This is a genomic window from Arthrobacter sp. UNCCL28, from assembly GCF_900102805.1.
In the GTDB taxonomy this organism is placed as follows: domain Bacteria; phylum Actinomycetota; class Actinomycetes; order Actinomycetales; family Micrococcaceae; genus Arthrobacter; species Arthrobacter nicotinovorans_A.
In genome coordinates, this window is sequence record NZ_FMWE01000001.1 from 35,738 (window position 1) to 50,883 (window position 15,146).

Annotated in this window: 13 protein-coding genes and 1 pseudogene; 8 read left to right on the top strand and 6 right to left on the bottom strand. The window is 63.6% G+C overall.

The genetic code is table 11. The annotated features are described in order from the left end of the window. Positions 1-18: 18 nt before the first annotated feature. Both BLQ01_RS00165 and acs read right to left on the bottom strand, forming a co-directional pair. On the bottom strand, positions 19-807 hold the full coding sequence (locus BLQ01_RS00165; RefSeq protein ID WP_026546546.1) for a DeoR/GlpR family DNA-binding transcription regulator: 789 nt from the start codon (positions 805-807) through the stop codon (positions 19-21). Positions 808-986: 179 nt separating this feature from the next. Beyond that, entirely contained in the window at positions 987-3,032 is a 2,046-nt protein-coding gene (gene acs, locus BLQ01_RS00170) for an acetate--CoA ligase (protein ID WP_091549680.1), read from the bottom strand. Positions 3,033-3,500: 468 nt separating this feature from the next. Here acs and BLQ01_RS00175 point away from each other — a divergent pair, with 468 nt between their 5' ends. From BLQ01_RS00175 to BLQ01_RS00185, 3 genes are read left to right on the top strand one after another with little or no spacing between them, the layout of a single operon-like run. Next, positions 3,501-5,081, top strand: coding sequence for a hypothetical protein (locus tag BLQ01_RS00175; protein WP_091549681.1), 1,581 nt, complete (start codon positions 3,501-3,503; stop codon positions 5,079-5,081). An 11-nt stretch (positions 5,082-5,092) separates the two neighbouring features. Next, the gene (gene nth, locus BLQ01_RS00180; protein WP_091549682.1) at positions 5,093-5,887 is read left to right on the top strand and encodes an endonuclease III; all 795 of its coding nucleotides are present in this window, start codon (positions 5,093-5,095) and stop codon (positions 5,885-5,887) included. After that, positions 5,884-6,561, top strand: coding sequence for an NUDIX hydrolase (locus BLQ01_RS00185; protein WP_026541376.1), 678 nt, complete (start codon positions 5,884-5,886; stop codon positions 6,559-6,561). The genes nth and BLQ01_RS00185 overlap by 4 nt, the downstream gene beginning before the upstream one ends. Before the next feature lie 729 nt (positions 6,562-7,290). On the opposite strand, the gene BLQ01_RS00190 is transcribed toward BLQ01_RS00185, so the two are convergent. Both BLQ01_RS00190 and BLQ01_RS00195 read right to left on the bottom strand, forming a co-directional pair. Next, a complete protein-coding gene (locus BLQ01_RS00190) occupies positions 7,291-7,707 on the bottom strand; it encodes a hypothetical protein (protein WP_091549683.1) in 417 nt (138 codons plus the stop codon). Between the two features lie 118 nt (positions 7,708-7,825). Next, a complete protein-coding gene (locus BLQ01_RS00195) occupies positions 7,826-8,209 on the bottom strand; it encodes a hypothetical protein (protein ID WP_091549684.1) in 384 nt (127 codons plus the stop codon). A 371-nt stretch (positions 8,210-8,580) separates the two neighbouring features. Between BLQ01_RS00195 and BLQ01_RS22825 the strand changes: the two are divergent. Next, a pseudogene (locus tag BLQ01_RS22825) lies at positions 8,581-8,667 on the top strand (recombinase family protein); the annotation flags it as partial. A gap of 117 nt (positions 8,668-8,784) precedes the next feature. Here the strand turns inward: BLQ01_RS22825 and BLQ01_RS00200 are convergent. Both BLQ01_RS00200 and BLQ01_RS00205 read right to left on the bottom strand, forming a co-directional pair. Continuing rightward, a complete protein-coding gene (locus BLQ01_RS00200) occupies positions 8,785-8,985 on the bottom strand; it encodes a YegP family protein (protein WP_026541370.1) in 201 nt (66 codons plus the stop codon). 169 nt (positions 8,986-9,154) lie between these two features. Beyond that, the gene (locus BLQ01_RS00205; RefSeq protein WP_091549685.1) at positions 9,155-10,846 is read right to left on the bottom strand and encodes a bifunctional 3'-5' exonuclease/DNA polymerase; all 1,692 of its coding nucleotides are present in this window, start codon (positions 10,844-10,846) and stop codon (positions 9,155-9,157) included. A 174-nt stretch (positions 10,847-11,020) separates the two neighbouring features. Here BLQ01_RS00205 and ssd point away from each other — a divergent pair, with 174 nt between their 5' ends. Genes ssd through BLQ01_RS00225 form a run of 4 tightly spaced genes read left to right on the top strand, consistent with a single transcriptional unit; the run spans position 11,021 to position 14,764 of the window. Beyond that, positions 11,021-12,139 carry a septum site-determining protein Ssd gene (ssd, locus tag BLQ01_RS00210; protein WP_254779076.1) on the top strand — a complete coding sequence of 373 codons (1,119 nt, stop codon included), beginning with the start codon at positions 11,021-11,023 and terminating at the stop codon, positions 12,137-12,139. Beyond that, a complete protein-coding gene (locus BLQ01_RS00215) occupies positions 12,136-13,392 on the top strand; it encodes a TadA family conjugal transfer-associated ATPase (protein ID WP_091549686.1) in 1,257 nt (418 codons plus the stop codon). The genes ssd and BLQ01_RS00215 overlap by 4 nt, the downstream gene beginning before the upstream one ends. Next, positions 13,389-14,189, top strand: a complete 801-nt coding sequence (locus tag BLQ01_RS00220; RefSeq protein WP_091549687.1) for a type II secretion system F family protein — start codon at positions 13,389-13,391, stop codon at positions 14,187-14,189. The genes BLQ01_RS00215 and BLQ01_RS00220 overlap by 4 nt, the downstream gene beginning before the upstream one ends. Next, positions 14,189-14,764: a type II secretion system F family protein gene (locus BLQ01_RS00225; protein ID WP_043431948.1), complete on the top strand. Its 576-nt coding sequence runs from the start codon at positions 14,189-14,191 to the stop codon at positions 14,762-14,764. Before BLQ01_RS00220 ends, BLQ01_RS00225 begins: the two co-directional genes overlap by 1 nt. Positions 14,765-15,146: the final 382 nt, after the last annotated feature.

The window sequence follows — 15,146 nt, forward strand, 5'->3', positions numbered from 1 at the left end:
CTCCACCCGCGGTATGAGTCAGGCGCCGGCGATCCTTAGCTTCGCCACATTCTCGGCCAGCACCCGCCGGGCATCCTCGCCCAGCAGGGAATCGGTGATCAGTTCATCGGCCTCTTCCAGCTGGGCGATCGAAGCGATGCCCACCACGCCCCACTTGCTGTGATCGGCCAGGACAACGGTGCTCCGGGCGGAGGCCATGAAGGCGCGGTCCGTTTCTGCTTCGAGCAGGTTCGGCGTGGTGAAACCGGCCTGGGCATCCATGCCGTGGACGCCCAGGAACAAGACATCCAAGTGCAGTTGCTTCAGGGAAGCGGTAGCGATGGGTCCCACCAAGGCGTCCGAGGGCGTGCGCTCGCCGCCGATCAGGATCACCGTGGAGCCGAAGCGGGCGGGGCCGGACGACGATCCATGATGAAAGAGATCAGCGATCCGTACGGAGTTTGTGACCACGGTGATGCGGGGCCCGTGAACCAGTTCCTGCGCCAAGGCCCACGTGGTGGTTCCGGCGCTGAGGCCAATAGCCATGCCTTCCTGGACCATGGATGCAGCCTCGACGGCGATCGCATGCTTTTCGGCGGTGAGCTGAGTGGACTTCAGCTCGAACCCCGGCTCATGCGTGCTTGCATCACCGGGCAGTTTGGCTCCGCCGTGGATGCGCTCCACGCGGCCGGTTTCCTCCAGTGCTTCGATGTCCCGGCGGACGGTCATGGGGGAGACCCCCAGCAACTGTGCGAGGTCCGAGACCCGGACCACGCGTTCGCGCTGGACGGCATCAATGATGGCTGAGTGGCGTGCTGCCTGAAGCATCAGGGCCTTTCTGGAGGGCCTCGTTCAAGGTGAGGCTGAGTCTGGCTCCAGTCTAGGACGCGGTCCCTCCGCCCGGTGGCTCATTGGGTCGCGGCGTCGTCACGCGGGCGTCACGCAACTGCTCCAAAGCACGACGGCCCCGCTCACCACCGATGGTGAGCGGCGCCGTCGTTTACTGCTTACTTACGGAGCGAATCCGCGATCTGCTGCATGATGCCGGGGTCTGCCAGTGTGGTGGCGTCGCCGGTATCGCGGCCTTCCGCGATGTCCTTGAGGAGGCGGCGGACGATCTTGCCGGACCGTGTCTTGGGCAGTTCAGGCACGATCAGGAGCTGCTTGGGCTTGGCGATCGGGCCGATTTCCTTGCCCACATGGTTGCGCAGTTCCAGGACGGTTTCGTCGCCGTTGTTCACGGCGTCACCGCGGAGGATGACGAACGCGACGACGGCTTGGCCGGTCGTTTCGTCGGCGGCACCAACCACGGCGGCCTCGGCCACGGATGGGTGGCTGACCAGGGCGGACTCGATCTCGGTGGTGGAGAGGCGGTGACCGGAGACGTTCATGACGTCGTCCACGCGGCCCAGGAGCCAGACGTCGCCGTCTTCGTCCTTCTTGGCGCCGTCGCCGGCGAAGTACATGGCCTCGAAACGTGACCAGTAGGTGTCCTTGAAACGCTCCGGGTCGCCCCAGATGCCGCGCAGCATGGACGGCCACGGTTCGCGGACCACCAGGTAGCCGCCTTCGCCGTTGGCCACGGACTGGCCGTTTTCGTCCACGACGTCCACCGCGATTCCCGGCAGTGGAACCTGGGCTGAGCCGGGCTTGGTGGCCGTGACGCCGGGCAGCGGCGCGATCATCTGGGCGCCGGTTTCGGTCTGCCACCAGGTGTCCACGATCGGAGCCGGGTGTTCCTTCTTTTCGCCGTTCTTGCCGGCGTTTGCACCGATGACATCCCGGTACCACATCCAGGCTTCCGGGTTGATGGATTCGCCCACTGAGCCCAGGACGCGGATGGAGGAGAGATCGTACTTGTCCGGGATGTCCCGGCCCCACTTCATGAACGTCCGGATCGCAGTGGGGGCGGTGTACAGGATGGAGACCTTGTACTTCTCCACGATTTCCCACCAGCGGCCCTGGTGGGGGGAATCCGGGGTGCCTTCGTACATGACCTGGGTGGCGCCGTTGATGAGCGGAGCGTAGGTGACGTAGGAGTGGCCGGTGACCCATCCGACGTCGGCGGTGCACCAGTACACGTCCGTTTCGGGGTGGAGGTCGAATACGGCCTTGTGCGTGTAGGCGCCCTGAGTGAGGTAGCCGCCGGTGGTGTGCAGGATGCCCTTGGGCTTGCCTGTGGTGCCGGAGGTGTAAAGGATGAACAGCGGGTGCTCGGAGTCGTGCCCGACGGCGGTGTGCTCGGTTGCTGCCTTATCAACCGTTTCAGACCACCAGAGATCGCGGCCCTCCACCCAGTTGACGTCCTCACCGTTGCGCTTGACCACAACAACGTTCTGGACCGTATGACCTTCTTTGGACAGGGCTTCGTCCACTGCGGGCTTCAGCGCGCTCGGCTTGCCGCGGCGGTAGGTGCCATCGGCGGTGACCACCAGCCTGGCTTCGGCGTCCTCGATCCGGGAACGCAGGGCATCCGCGGAGAAGCCACCGAACACCACAGAGTGCACGGCGCCGATGCGGGCACAGGCGAGGAGCGTGATGACGGCCTCGGGGATCATGGGCAGGTACACAGCCACGCGATCACCCTTGGCCACGCCGAGGGACTCGAAAGCGTTGGCAGCCTTCTTCACTTCTTCGGTCAACTGCGCATACGTGTAGGTGCGGGTGTCCCCGGGCTCGCCCTCAAAGTAGATGGCAACGCGGTCGCCCAGGCCATTCTCAACGTGGCGGTCCAGCGCGTTGTACGCAGCGTTGACTTCGCCACCGACAAACCACTTGGCGAACGGCGGGTTGGACCAGTCAAGCGCCTCGGTGAAGTCCTTGTCCCACGTCAACAACTCGCGTGCCTGCTTGGCCCAGAACGCGGGACGGTCCGCCTCTGCCTCTGAATAAGCGTCAGCGCTGGTCACGGCGTTCGCGGCGAACTCTGCAGAGGGCGCGAACTTGCGGTTCTCGTGGAGGAGGTTTTCAAGTGCCTCGACGTGTGCGGCCGATCCGTTCTGAGCAGTTGAAGCTGCAGCGGTGGCCGTGGATCCGGTGGTGTCCTGGGACATGTGAACCTCATCATTCATCGATCTTTGCTGCGCGGAACCTGTCGCGAGGTTCCCGCCCGGGCCGTCGTCGGCGTCGAACGTCTCCCCGAAAGGTCCGCAGAGTGCTGTCCGCCATCAACACTATCGCTTCGGAAGGTCCTACGTGCGCGTCGTCACAAACGTGCCAGCGAGCGGCGCGGATTTAGCGACGAATGGCGCCTCAGGCGGCGGGGAACCGTTTACATGACGTACGACGGCGGCTCCCGCCCGCCGCTGTTACGGGGCAACTGCAGGCCGCGATCTGTAAGGAACCTTGGAGTTTGCTGTGGGCGAAGCCGGAAGGCCGTTTTCAGCTAGAACCCTGTCAGTGGGGTGGCATAGGCTGAAGAAGTCTTGGGACGCACCTTGAGCGTGGCCGGTTTTCCGCGGATTCCTGCGGGGGTCGCCTGTCCGGACTGCCCAGGACGCCGCCGTACGAAGGAGAAATAGATGAACCAGCTGAGCCCAGGCCCGCACGACACACCGCGAACGGGGCCCGAGACCACGGCTGGAACGGCCACCGCACCAAGTGCCACCGCTGGTGCAAATCCTGATGCTGCCAAGAAAGACGCCACTAAATACGACGCCGTCGCAGGCCCCTTCACCATCCGGGACCTCACTGTTTTCGGCTCAGCGCTGCTGATGTTTGTTGCGTCCTTGCTGCCGATGTTCGGAGAGCGCTACAACCTCTGGAACCTTGGCAACCTCTTCTTCCTGCTGCTGGGGATCATCCTGCCGCTGGTTGTGGTGGCACTCTTCGTCGCCCGCAGATTGAAGCCGGGAACCGTCGTCCGGGTGGGTTCACTGTCCGTTGACCAGTTCGCGTCCGTCACGGCGTCCTTCGCCTTTCCGCTTTTCTTCCTGACCATCGCCAACTCGTTCAATGGCGGCGTGCTGCTGGGTTTGATCGGTTCAGTGGGCCTCCTGGCCGCCACCGTCCTGGCACCGCACCTTCCCTGGTTGTCAGCTGATTTCAAGGGCCGCGCGGAAGTCCCGGCCCACGTGGTAGCCCGCGAGGCCGCAATTCCCAGCCGCAAGCCGGCCGCTCCCAAAGCACCCAAGGAACCCGTAACCCCCGCTCCGGCCGCAGGGCCGGCTACGGCTGGATCGGCCCCCGGTTTCCAGGCTCCCGCCGGTCACGCATCCTCCGCTAACGCATCCGGCTCTTACGCTCCCGCCGCTAACGCTCCCGGCTCTCACGACTCCGGTTCGCAGGCTGCAGGCTCGCAAGGATTGGTTGCCGGGGCTCCCGGCGCGGGTGCTGGTGCAGCTACGAGCGGTGCTGGTGCAGCTACCAGCGGTGCTAGTGCGTCCGCTGTCGGTGGGGTTGGCGCTGGCGGTACCGGGGCCACAGGATCCAGCCCGTTCGCTCCGCCAGCCAACTACGGTACTGCGTCGTCGGACGCTGCGGAGGCACCCGCCGTCGTGCATTCAGCGGACGTCAGTCCGGCCGCCAGCGCTCCGGAAGGCCACTCTGGAGCCGTTGGCTCCGCCGCCGGGAGCAACCAGGAAACCGTGGGCAGCCCTGCACCGGGCGTGGCGGCTCCGGCTCCTGCCGGCGGTAGCGCGCCTTCCGCTGAGCCGGTACCGGAAGCCGCGAAGGGTCCTGAAGTGAAGCCGGAAGTCGCAACTTCCCCTGTCGCCGCCGAACCTGCCACAACGCAGCACGCGGCGGAACCTGCCACAACGCAGCACGCCGCTCAACAGCCAGCCGCGCAACAGCCGTGGGCTGCCACCATGGCCACTCCCATCGTTTCCGGCGACACCCGTCGGGTCAGCGAATCGATCGGTGCCACGGTGGATCCCGCCAGTCGTCCGGACGACTCCGACTCACCGCAATACGAGGCGTTCTGGTTCGCTGTTGCCCAACCGCGGACGGCGTACGACGAACACACGGGCACCCCTGCTTTCACCATCGAACCGGGTGGCTGGGTGTTGGCGCTGGAGGACCGCGGCCATGAGTTCCTGGTGCAGGATACCGACGGCAAGGTTGGGGTTCTTCGGGAGCTCAGCAACATCGAACGCGGCTAGGCAGGGACCCCGTGGCCATCGCTGAAGCTGGTTCGCTGCTCGCACTTAAACGTCGGGCCCGCAAGATCAACCGGGTCCTGGCGGAAAAGTATCCGTACGCGCACGCCGAACTGGACTTCCGGAATCCGTTTGAGCTGGTGGTGGCCACGGTTCTGTCAGCACAGACCACGGACGTCCTGGTCAACCAGGTCACCAAGATCCTGTTTGCCCGGTACCCGGATGCGCGGGCCATGTCAGAGGCTGATCCCGTGGAACTGGAGACCATCCTTCAGCCCACCGGGTTCTTCCGGGCCAAAGCGCGGAACGTCCTGGCACTCAGCAACCGGCTGGTGGACGAGTACGACGGCCAGGTTCCCGGCAAGCTGGAGGACCTGGTGACGTTGCCCGGCGTGGGTCGGAAAACCGCCAACGTGGTACTGGGCAACGCGTTCGGCATCCCCGGAATCACGGTGGACACGCACTTTGGGCGCTTGGCCCGCCGATTTGGATGGACAGCGTCCGATGATCCCGTGAAGATCGAGTTCGACGTCGCTGAATTGTTTGAACCGCGGGACTGGACAATGTTGTCGCACCGGGTGGTGTTCCACGGCCGCAGGGTGTGCCACGCCAGGAAGCCCGCCTGCGGTGCCTGCCCTGTGGCCAGCCTCTGCCCCAGTTACGGCGACGGCGAGACGGATCCGGTCAAAGCAGCCAAGCTGTTGAAGTACGAGCTCGCCCCGGGCAATGAGGCACTGCTGGACAAACTGTTGGCGGAGACCCACCGCGCCGCGGAAATCCGCATGGAATCGCAAAGGAGGCCCGGGTGACCGCGCTTGAAGAACTCTCGGCGCTGGTGACCCGGTTCGAGGCCGGCGAACAGCAGCACTCTGCTCTGTGGGAGAAGCTCCCCGTCATCCCCGAAACCAACAGGCCTGCCGCAGTGCTCATGCTCTTCGGCGTGCTGGATGACGTACCCGCAGAGTCCGACCGCCCCATAGCCCCGGCAGACCTTGATGTCCTCTTGTTGGAGCGCGCACACACCCTGGATGACCATCCCGGCCAAGTAGCCTTCCCCGGCGGCATGGTGGACCCGGAGGATGAGTCGGTGGTGGCTGCGGCATTGCGGGAAGCCGTCGAGGAAACCGGGCTCGACGCCAGCGGTGTCCGTGTGCTCGGCGTCATTCCCGAGCTCGGGCTGATCCGCAGCAATTTCCGGGTGACACCCGTGCTGGGCTGGTGGGACAAGCCATCGCCGGTCCGCGTAGTGGACTTCGCTGAGTCCGCGCAAGTGTTCAGGGTGCCGGTGCGCGACCTCCTGGATCCAGCCAATCGCGTCACCGCCACCATCACCCGCTTCGGCCGCACCTACACCAGTCCTGGCTTCACTGTGAACGGAGTGCTGGTGTGGGGCTTTACCGGGATGATCCTGAGCGGACTTTTCGACGAATTGGGCTGGACCGTCCCCTGGGACACGGAGAAGCTGCGCGACGTCGACCTCTAGCAACAGGTGTCTTTCGGCAGCGCCACGGGTCTGAGTAGCTGTCATTTTCAGAAGCTGACTGCACCGAATGTCAGAAGTGGTCTGGACTGCGAATTTATGCTCCATAGAGGATGGGCTTAGGGACACGTCGCGTGCGGTCTTAAGGATTCATTACCGGATGGCGCTCCACTCCACCGGCGATGGCCCGGTTTTCGTCATTGCAGTCCCGTCTTCCGTATTTCACACTGGTCTAATGCACCCATCGTGGACCCGGATACTTAGGCTTGGGCAACACTCATGGCTCGGTCTCGTTGGGGACGTCCTCTACATAGGTGATGAGACGCGGCCTAAAAGGCAGCTCGATCTGGAGATTCCGATAGGGCTGCTTCCGTGTCTTGAACGTCCTTACGAGGAAGTCCGAGCTGAACTTGGAGCGTGTGAGCGTGAGTTGTCCATGTTGTCTGGGACATTGCTTTCAGCAGTTCCGTTGGCAGCGATTCCGAGGACAGCGGTGGCGACTCAGATGGACTATTGGACTTCCCTTTCCGTGCCCTGGCTGGCTTCACTTCCCGCCAGCGAGGTCGATGACAACGTCATCATTGCTATCGAAGAAGCGTCTTGGGCAGGCCAGGCGAGCAGGCATGCTGCCCGTAGACTTCGACGGAGTAGGAGCAGAACATGGACAAGGTTGCCTGATGATCCTTCATAGCCTTGCCTACGAGCGTAACTGGATCCTTCACCGGACGCGCGCTAGAGGTTGGTAGCGGCGCCGGGCGAAGTGAGAATCGTGCCGTCCGAGACCAGTGCCACGCGGATGGATGCAGCGTGGAGGCCGATTGTGCCGAGACCACCTTCAACGGTGTAGTGGTCTCCCTCGATGATGAGTGAGTCGATATTGCCGTAGTCAACTGACCCGTCAGGGTCACGCGAAGGCCGGGAACTGAGCTGACCCGTCCAAGTCAGATCTTTTACACCTTCGAACACCAGCACCCCCTTGCGGTAGCAGTATTGCTCTCCGAAGCGTGCCGGAGCATATGAGGGGTGTTCCTCGGTCAGTACGAACTCCGCCGTGATGACAAGCTGTCCTCGGCTTGCATAGATGTCCAGTACCCAACTGTCTTCCAGGTAGAAGCCCCAAAAAACTTCATGCTCAAAGTACTTTCCCAACGTCGGCCTTTCTTACGTGCCCATGTACCGGTCTTCCGGGTCTGGGGAGCTGGAACAGTAAATCGACGGCAACCTCGGCACCAGATCTACCGAAACCTCTGGCTGCTCCCGTGGGCCTCTACCTAGTGAAGTATCCACCGGCGGTCAGGATCGATTCCCCCATAACCCACTGGCCCCAGACGCACCCCACGATGAGAGTCGGCGCGAGGATGTAATAAGCGATGCGCGACCCTTTGCCCATATGATGCGCGTCAAGCTTCCTCCCGGAGCGCCACAAACCAAAAAGGAGTGCCAAACAGGGAAGCATGGCGATCTGCATCGGTATGCCGCTCCCATCCCGACTGAATTTCCCGTCGTAGGGCATTCGGGTGTCCCAGGGGACACTCAAAAGCACGAAAATCGTGATCCCCAGACCGAGCACAAATCCGATTGCACAAAGAACGGTTTTGAACCTAACAGCCTTCTTCCCTAACCGCAGGTCTCCCTTAGTGAGTTCGCCCATCCAATGATCTTTTCCGACGCCCGACCCCACACCATCATCACTCGCCAAGGTTCGTTCCATTCTCTTCGGTCACGAGACTCACGCTGTCGACAATAGCTTCAGGATGAGTTCCACCGTGTGTAGCGCTGCTCCTAAGGCGACTCGCCTGACGTCAAGGCACGAAGGACTCGTCGACGAAGCTCCCGACTACCTGCCCTGGTGACACACAGACCTTCTGTTTCTCGAAGCGCTACTCCTGGGCCGGCCTCGATGCATGACCAACTTTTAGTCGACATGCGACGAGCTCGCCACAGCTCGGGCCAACCAACCTCCATTCGTCTGGGGTAAAACCAGTCCGAATACCTAAACCGACCTCTCGTGAGCCTCAGAATGCTGTCCGCAAGCCGGTCGGCGATACGCTCGTGGTGACCAAGCTCGATCGAATGGCGCGCACTCTATCTGATGCCAGGGGCATCGCCGGTGCCTGAAGGCCAGGGTACTCCTGACATTCTCATGTCACACTCATCTGCACTCCCGCCGGAAATCCGAGGGAGCGCGGCCGACTTTTGAAAAATGACCGCAGCGCTGGTTCGCTGTCAGGCGGCCTTGCGCGCCGCCGTCGAACGGTCCACTATCAGCCCGGTAGCGGCGTTCTCCCGCACGGCCTTGATGCCTGCAATGACACCGTCAAGGTGTCCGTACGTGGGCGATTCGGCCACAACCGTGCCGTCGGCGGCGGTGAGGCGGAACCTGTACGTCTCGTCGCTGTCTTTGAGAATTTCGAACCTGCCGGCCATTGATGCTCCCCCTTGTGCTTCCGCGCAGAAAAATGTGGAAAACAATGTATCCACATAGCGAAAGTAGCCAGAACCAGGGGAGAACGAAAGTTACTTGGCGGTACCGGTCATTCCGCCTCATATGGCGAGATATGACTGGATAGTCCACGAGGTTGTGGGTACTGTGCGGCTACTTCGCCTTGTCGTAGGACTCGACGACGGCGATGCTCACCGGGAATTCGACCGGGATTCGTCCGAACATGAGCTCCTTGGCCGCGGCGGCTGCTTCCTCGATGGCTTGGATACAGGCTTCCACCGCGTCGTCCGGGGCGTGAACCATCACTTCGTCGTGCAGGAAGAAGACGAGCTCCCCGGAAGGCAAGCCTTCGGCGCGCATGGCCCGCAGCCGCCGTCGTAATTCAGCGAGCCAGCAGGCCGCCCATTCCGCAGCCGAACCCTGGACTACGAAGTTGCGGGTGAAGCGGCCCCGGGAGCGGGCCAGGTTGTCCGCGCGGCGCTGTTCTTCGGCAGTGGTGGACTGCTGGCTGCGCAACCAGCCCAACGACGGCGGCGGGCTGCTTCGGCCAAGCCTCGTGGTGACCGTCCTGCCGGCCTCGCCTTGGCGGGCGGCTTGCTCCACGAACCCGACGGCGCGCGGATAGGTGCGCGTGAGCTGCGGCATGAGCCTGCCCGATTCGCCAGTAGTGGCGCCGTAGATTGCTCCCAGCAGGGCAATCTTGGCCTTGGCCCGGTCGCCGCCGAAACCCTGGGCCGCAATGCCCGCGTAGAGGTCTTTGTCGCGGGCGGCCTCGGCCATCTTTGTGTCCTGGGCAAGCGCCACCAACACGCGCGGTTCGAGTTGCGAGGCATCAGCGACGATGAGTTTGTGGCCGGGATTGGCATGGACCGCACCGCGGATGTTCCGCGGGATCTGCAGCGCACCGCCGCCGCGGGAAGCCCAGCGGCCGGACACGACGCCGCCCACCACGTATTCCGGGTGGAACCTGCCCTCCCGCACCCATGCGTCCAGCCATGCCCAGCCGTTGGCCGTGTGGAGGCGGGAGAGTTTCTTATAGGCGAGCAGGGGCTGGATGGCGGGGTGTTTGGACTCCTGCAGCTCCCATTGGCGCGTGCTCTTGACCTCTATACCGTTCCGGTGGAGGGCCCGCATGAGGTCCTGGGGGGAGTCCGGGTTCAGGCCAGGGGAGTTCAGGAGGCTGCGGAGCTCGGCGCAGAGAGCTTCGAGGGCCGGAGGCCTCCGTCCTTGGGGCGGCCTGGGTCCGAGGACGTCGGCGAGGATCTGCTGATGCAGCTCTTCGCGCCACGGGACGCCGGCGTGTTGCATCTCCACAGCGATGATGGCGCAGGCTGATTCGGCTGCCAGCAGCAGTTGGAGCCGTTGCTTCCGCTGCTCATCGCTGGACACCTGAGCCACTGCCTGTTGTTGGGCTGCGAATTCCTCCCGGAGTTCGGCCAGCCCCGCTTTGGGGTTGGACGGGGCAGGATCTTCAAACAAGGCCCCCTGGTCCGCAGGAGGGGGCGGTGGTTGAAGAGCGCGCGGTGGAGCCGAGTCATCGTCCTGCGTGATCTTGACGGCATGCCGGGCGTAGCCGGTGTCCGCCGTGAATTCCGAGTGCGCCAGGATGGCTCCACACAGTGCCAGATCATGGCATCGCTCCAGCTCCACACCGTGGGTCAGCAGTTCCGGATACCAGTCCATGGCGCGGTGCCACACCCAGCGGGGCCGCTGGGTTTCGAACTCACGCACGACGCCGGGAAGCTCACCTCGCGTGACCACGCGCGCGTCCGCCGTGGGCTTGCCGGTGGGGGAAATTCTTTGTATGGCTGCGCCTTCCGGGTGGGCGGCGAGCAGCAAATACATGGTCTCTATTCTGCCTTGTGCGTAGTGGTGCGTTGTGCGTGGTGGTGCGTTGTGCGTGGTGCTGCCCTGCACTGTTCCTCCACATGTGGCCCCGGGCAGCCGGTTCCATCCAGGTTGTGCACATACGGGTCTCGGATCCTGATGGTGTTCCCGAAGGTCCGCAAGGGTGGATTCATGAGCAAGCGAGAACGCCGGCACCGGCAAGCCACAAACCAGCCACTGGAAGCGGAAATGGACGGAGTTTGGGTTCCCCATGATTCTGCCGGAATACTGCTCGTCTCCTCGGACCCTTACTTGCAGGAAGAGGCCAAGCGGATTGTGGCCGCCGCGGGTGGAAACATCACAACCGCTGCTGACATCGTCGAGGCCTTGCACGGATGGGAGAGCGCCGACGTCGTTTTGGTGGGCAGCGATGTCCGGGAGTTGCCCCCTCGACGACGCTCTCCCACAGTGCTGTTGGGGAAGGCAACAGATGGGGACGGGCTGTGGGAGCTGGCGGCTGTCCTCGGGGCTGAACGGGTTGCCGTCCTTCCCGAAGCTGCCGCATGGTTGGCCGAGCACCTCAGCATGTCCGGTTCCCCCGATCCCGGGGGCATGGTCCTGGGGATCATTGGTGGCAGTGGCGGCGCGGGGGCTACCACTACAGCCATCTGGCTGGCGCAAGCGGCTGCGGACTACGGCGTCAGCACCATGCTCATCGACGGCGATCCTTGGGGAGGCGGCCTTGAACTGGCTGTGACGGCAGAGGATGTTTCGGGGCTGAAGTGGCCCGACTTCGCTGAGACCCGCGGGCACATTGATCCCGTGCAATTTCGCGATTCCTTGCCATTCGCCGGTGGGTTTGCCTATTTGTCATGGCCCGGCACCAGGGACGCATTCCACAGCCCGGACACCAGGGCAGTGGCTGCCGTCATGGACGCCGCGCGCCGCAGCTTTGAGCTCATCCTCGTGGACATAGGGCGCAGCGGAGAAGGAGTGCGCAACCTCGCCTGGGACTGCGACCGGTTGATCCTGCTCGCACGGGCGCACCTTAAATCCGCAGTTGCAGCAGGGCGGATCCTCAATGAACTTCCTCCCACGGACGCTGGGCTGGTGGTGCGGGGCAGCAGTGCTTCCTCTGTTGATGCCGGCCTCATCGCGGAGTCCTTGGGATTGCCATTGCTGGGTGTCCTCCCCGAGATGAGGGGCGTGGCGGCCGGCACTGAACTCGGCCGCATTCTTGAGTTCGGCCGGCGCAAGCCCATCAACCGCCTGGCCCTGTCCGTGCTGGAACTGAACGGTGCCATTCAATGAACCGTTTCGAAGCAACACGGCGAAGGCAAGGCCGAAAACTCGATTCCCTGCTCCTTGAGACCGTGCGGGAGTCTGTCCTGGCAGGCAACGGGCCAGTCACTCCGTCCACGGTGGCAGCGGCTGTCCAGGCAAGCGGCAGGTTGCTGGGCACAGCCGGCGCCCTCGAAGCGGCCGAATCCATCAACGCTGAGCTCAACGGGTTGGGACCCCTGCAGCAGTTGGCACAGGATCCGGCCGTGACGGACATCTTCGTCAACGGCCCCAACTCCGTCTGGCTGGACAGAGGGCAAGGGCTGGAACGGTCACCGGTGCACTTCGAGACTGAGCAACAGGTCAGATCCCTGGCGTCCCGTTTGGTCTCAGCCGGTGGCCGTCGTTTGGATGATGGGTCGCCCTGCGTCGATGTCCGGCTCAACGGTGGATACCGGGTGCATGCGGTTCTTTCGCCGATCTCCACCACCGGAACACTTCTCTCCATTCGTATTCGCCGCGAGAATGTCTTCACCCTTGCGGAGTTGAGGGAGAGCGGCATGTTCTCGGAGCAAGCCGAGTGGGTTCTCAAGGCCATCATCAGCCAAAGGCTTAGCTTTCTGATCAGCGGAGCCACAGGCTCGGGAAAGACCACACTGCTGTCCACCATGCTCGGTTTGAGCCACCCGTCCGAGAGGCTGGTCCTGATCGAGGACGCTGCCGAACTCAACCCCGTCCACCCCCATGTGGTAACCCTTGAATCCCGGCACGGAAACCTTGAGGGTGGGGGTGCCCTGGATCTTGGCGAACTGGTCCGCCAAGCACTGCGAATGCGGCCGGACCGGCTGATCGTTGGAGAATGCCGTGGCGCTGAAGTCCGTGAACTGCTGACGGCCCTCAACACCGGGCACACAGGCGGTGGTGGGACCATCCACGCCAACACGGCAGAGGCCGTCCCTGCACGGTTGGTGGCACTGGGTGCGCTGGCGGGGTTGAACGCTGAGGCCGTACGGCTCCAGGTTTCCAGTGCCTTGGACGTCGTCATTCATGTGGACCGGACGCCAGCGGGAAGGAAAGTGGCCTCCATAGGGGTACTGACTGATACCGCTGAGGGCCAGAAAGTGCTCTCCGCCCTCCACTGGGACCCCACCGGGATGACATGCGGGCCCGCCTGGCCGGCCCTTGCCGGCAGGCTTGCCCCGGCGTTGCCCGCGGGGTTGGACTGGTTCCGGGATGCCGGGTCACCAGGTCCCGGGTCACCGGGTCCCAGGTCCGGCACATGATCGCTGCCTTTGTCCTCATTGCAGCCCTCGCGGCCTGGCAGCACTTCCGTGGCAGCCGCGTTGATGATCGACGGGTGCGGAAGAGATTGGGGGAGCCTCAAGGAGGCATGGGTGCCGCACGCAGTGCCCGGCAGGGTGTGGGGCTGCGCCGTCCCTGGCGGACCCAGCGCACAGAGTCCTTGCCGCTGGTTGTGCTCGTCCAACAGCTTGCGGCCTTATTGCGTGGTGGGCGGGGAACGTCCCGATTATGGGACGAACTGTGGATGGTCCATGGCTCCCGGTTGAGCAAGGATGGCTCCGCGGACACGGTGGCACAGCGGGGGACAATTACCCTCAGCACGCAATCGCTGCTGGTGGTGGCCGCGGCCAGGGCGGCATCCAGCTTGGGAAATCCTACGGCTGAAGCAATCCGGGACACCGCCGCGCGGAGCTATCCCCGGCGGGGAAGTTCCGAACGACGTGTATGGATGGAACTGGCGGCATGCCTGGAAGTTGCAGAAACAAGTGGCTGTCCGCTTGCTGACCTCCTGACCCGCTTTGCTGCCCAACTGGAAGCCGAAGAAGACGCAGAAGCCGCCCGGCAAACGGCGCTCGCCGGGCCAAAAGCCACGGTCAGGCTGCTGTCGTGGCTCCCAGTGTTCGGGCTCTTGCTGGGGATGGGCCTTGGTGTGGACCCGCTGGGAATCCTCCTGGACAACATTCTGGGTGTCGCCACGTTCGTGGCTGGCATTCTCCTGACCGTGGCCGGCCGGGTTTGGTCCTCACGCCTGGTGGCCTCTGCGACCGGGAGCACGTGATGGCAGCGCTGTTGATGGTTATTGTCCTGGGCCTGGCGGCGTCCATCTGGCTCGCCGGACCGGTCCGTGCCAGGGCTCGATTACTGATTCGCGGCGAAGGTGACTCGTCGCCGACCGGTCCTGCACGCCGGGCTCCGGACGATGGCCTCCACGACACCGCCATGATGCTGGAGCTGGTGGCATCAATGCTCGACGCCGGCGCTGGTATTGGGCGGTCACTTGAACTTATTTCCGGATGCGCCTCCCCTCCCATCAGGAAATCGCTCAGGCCAGTGGTGGCCGCCCTTGCCATAGGGGCCGATTGGGAAACGGCGTGGCGGGCACCCACTGAGCACATCCCCGAGGTGGTCCGCCTCAAAGAGGCACTGGCATTTGCAGCGCTGACGGGTGCGCCCTCGGCATCGATCCTTTACGCCCAGGCTGCCAGGGAACGGCGTGAACAGTTCAGGGCTGCGGAGAAGAGAGCCGCAGCCTTGGGTGTGAAACTGGTGGTGCCACTGGGCCTTTGCTCACTGCCCGCGTTCATCTGCCTGGGGATAGTACCCGTCCTGATAGCCATGCTTCCTGCCGGATGAACCGGGCAGGAAGCATGCAAATACACGCTGTGAATAATGGCCACTCTCCCTCCACATCCGGGCCATTTGCATGGGTTATCCACTTGGAAGAATCCGCTTCTTTTGGCCGTGGCTGAGCCACGGAAGAGTCGAACCAGCCGGCGGATCCGCTGGTTTTTCTTGAAAGGAATCCACTGTGAAAACACTATTCAGGCCCGGACCTGCCCGCCGTCCGGGTCGTCGCTCTGCAGGCACGGATCGAGTCTGGTTGGACCGGACGTGGCTGGACCGGGGAACCACTGCAGGGAAGCCCGGCATGAGGGCGTTTGGTATTGAGCAATTTGAGCTCGAGGAATTCAAGGATTCCGGGTTAGGGCAAGTGGAGTCAGGGGGCGGTGGAACC

Excerpts from the sequence above, each read along its gene's own strand:
- BLQ01_RS00165 (WP_026546546.1), bottom strand. The coding sequence starts at position 807 with ATGCTTCAGGCAGCACGCCACTCAGCCATCATTGATGCCGTCCAGCGC.
- acs (WP_091549680.1), bottom strand. The coding sequence starts at position 3,032 with ATGTCCCAGGACACCACCGGATCCACGGCCACCGCTGCAGCTTCAACT.
- BLQ01_RS00175 (WP_091549681.1), top strand. The coding sequence starts at position 3,501 with ATGAACCAGCTGAGCCCAGGCCCGCACGACACACCGCGAACGGGGCCC.
- BLQ01_RS00195 (WP_091549684.1), bottom strand. The coding sequence starts at position 8,209 with ATGGGCGAACTCACTAAGGGAGACCTGCGGTTAGGGAAGAAGGCTGTT.
- BLQ01_RS00200 (WP_026541370.1), bottom strand. The coding sequence starts at position 8,985 with ATGGCCGGCAGGTTCGAAATTCTCAAAGACAGCGACGAGACGTACAGG.
- BLQ01_RS00205 (WP_091549685.1), bottom strand. The coding sequence starts at position 10,846 with ATGTATTTGCTGCTCGCCGCCCACCCGGAAGGCGCAGCCATACAAAGA.
- ssd (WP_254779076.1), top strand. The coding sequence starts at position 11,021 with ATGAGCAAGCGAGAACGCCGGCACCGGCAAGCCACAAACCAGCCACTG.
- BLQ01_RS00215 (WP_091549686.1), top strand. The coding sequence starts at position 12,136 with ATGAACCGTTTCGAAGCAACACGGCGAAGGCAAGGCCGAAAACTCGAT.
- BLQ01_RS00220 (WP_091549687.1), top strand. The coding sequence starts at position 13,389 with ATGATCGCTGCCTTTGTCCTCATTGCAGCCCTCGCGGCCTGGCAGCAC.
- BLQ01_RS00225 (WP_043431948.1), top strand. The coding sequence starts at position 14,189 with ATGGCAGCGCTGTTGATGGTTATTGTCCTGGGCCTGGCGGCGTCCATC.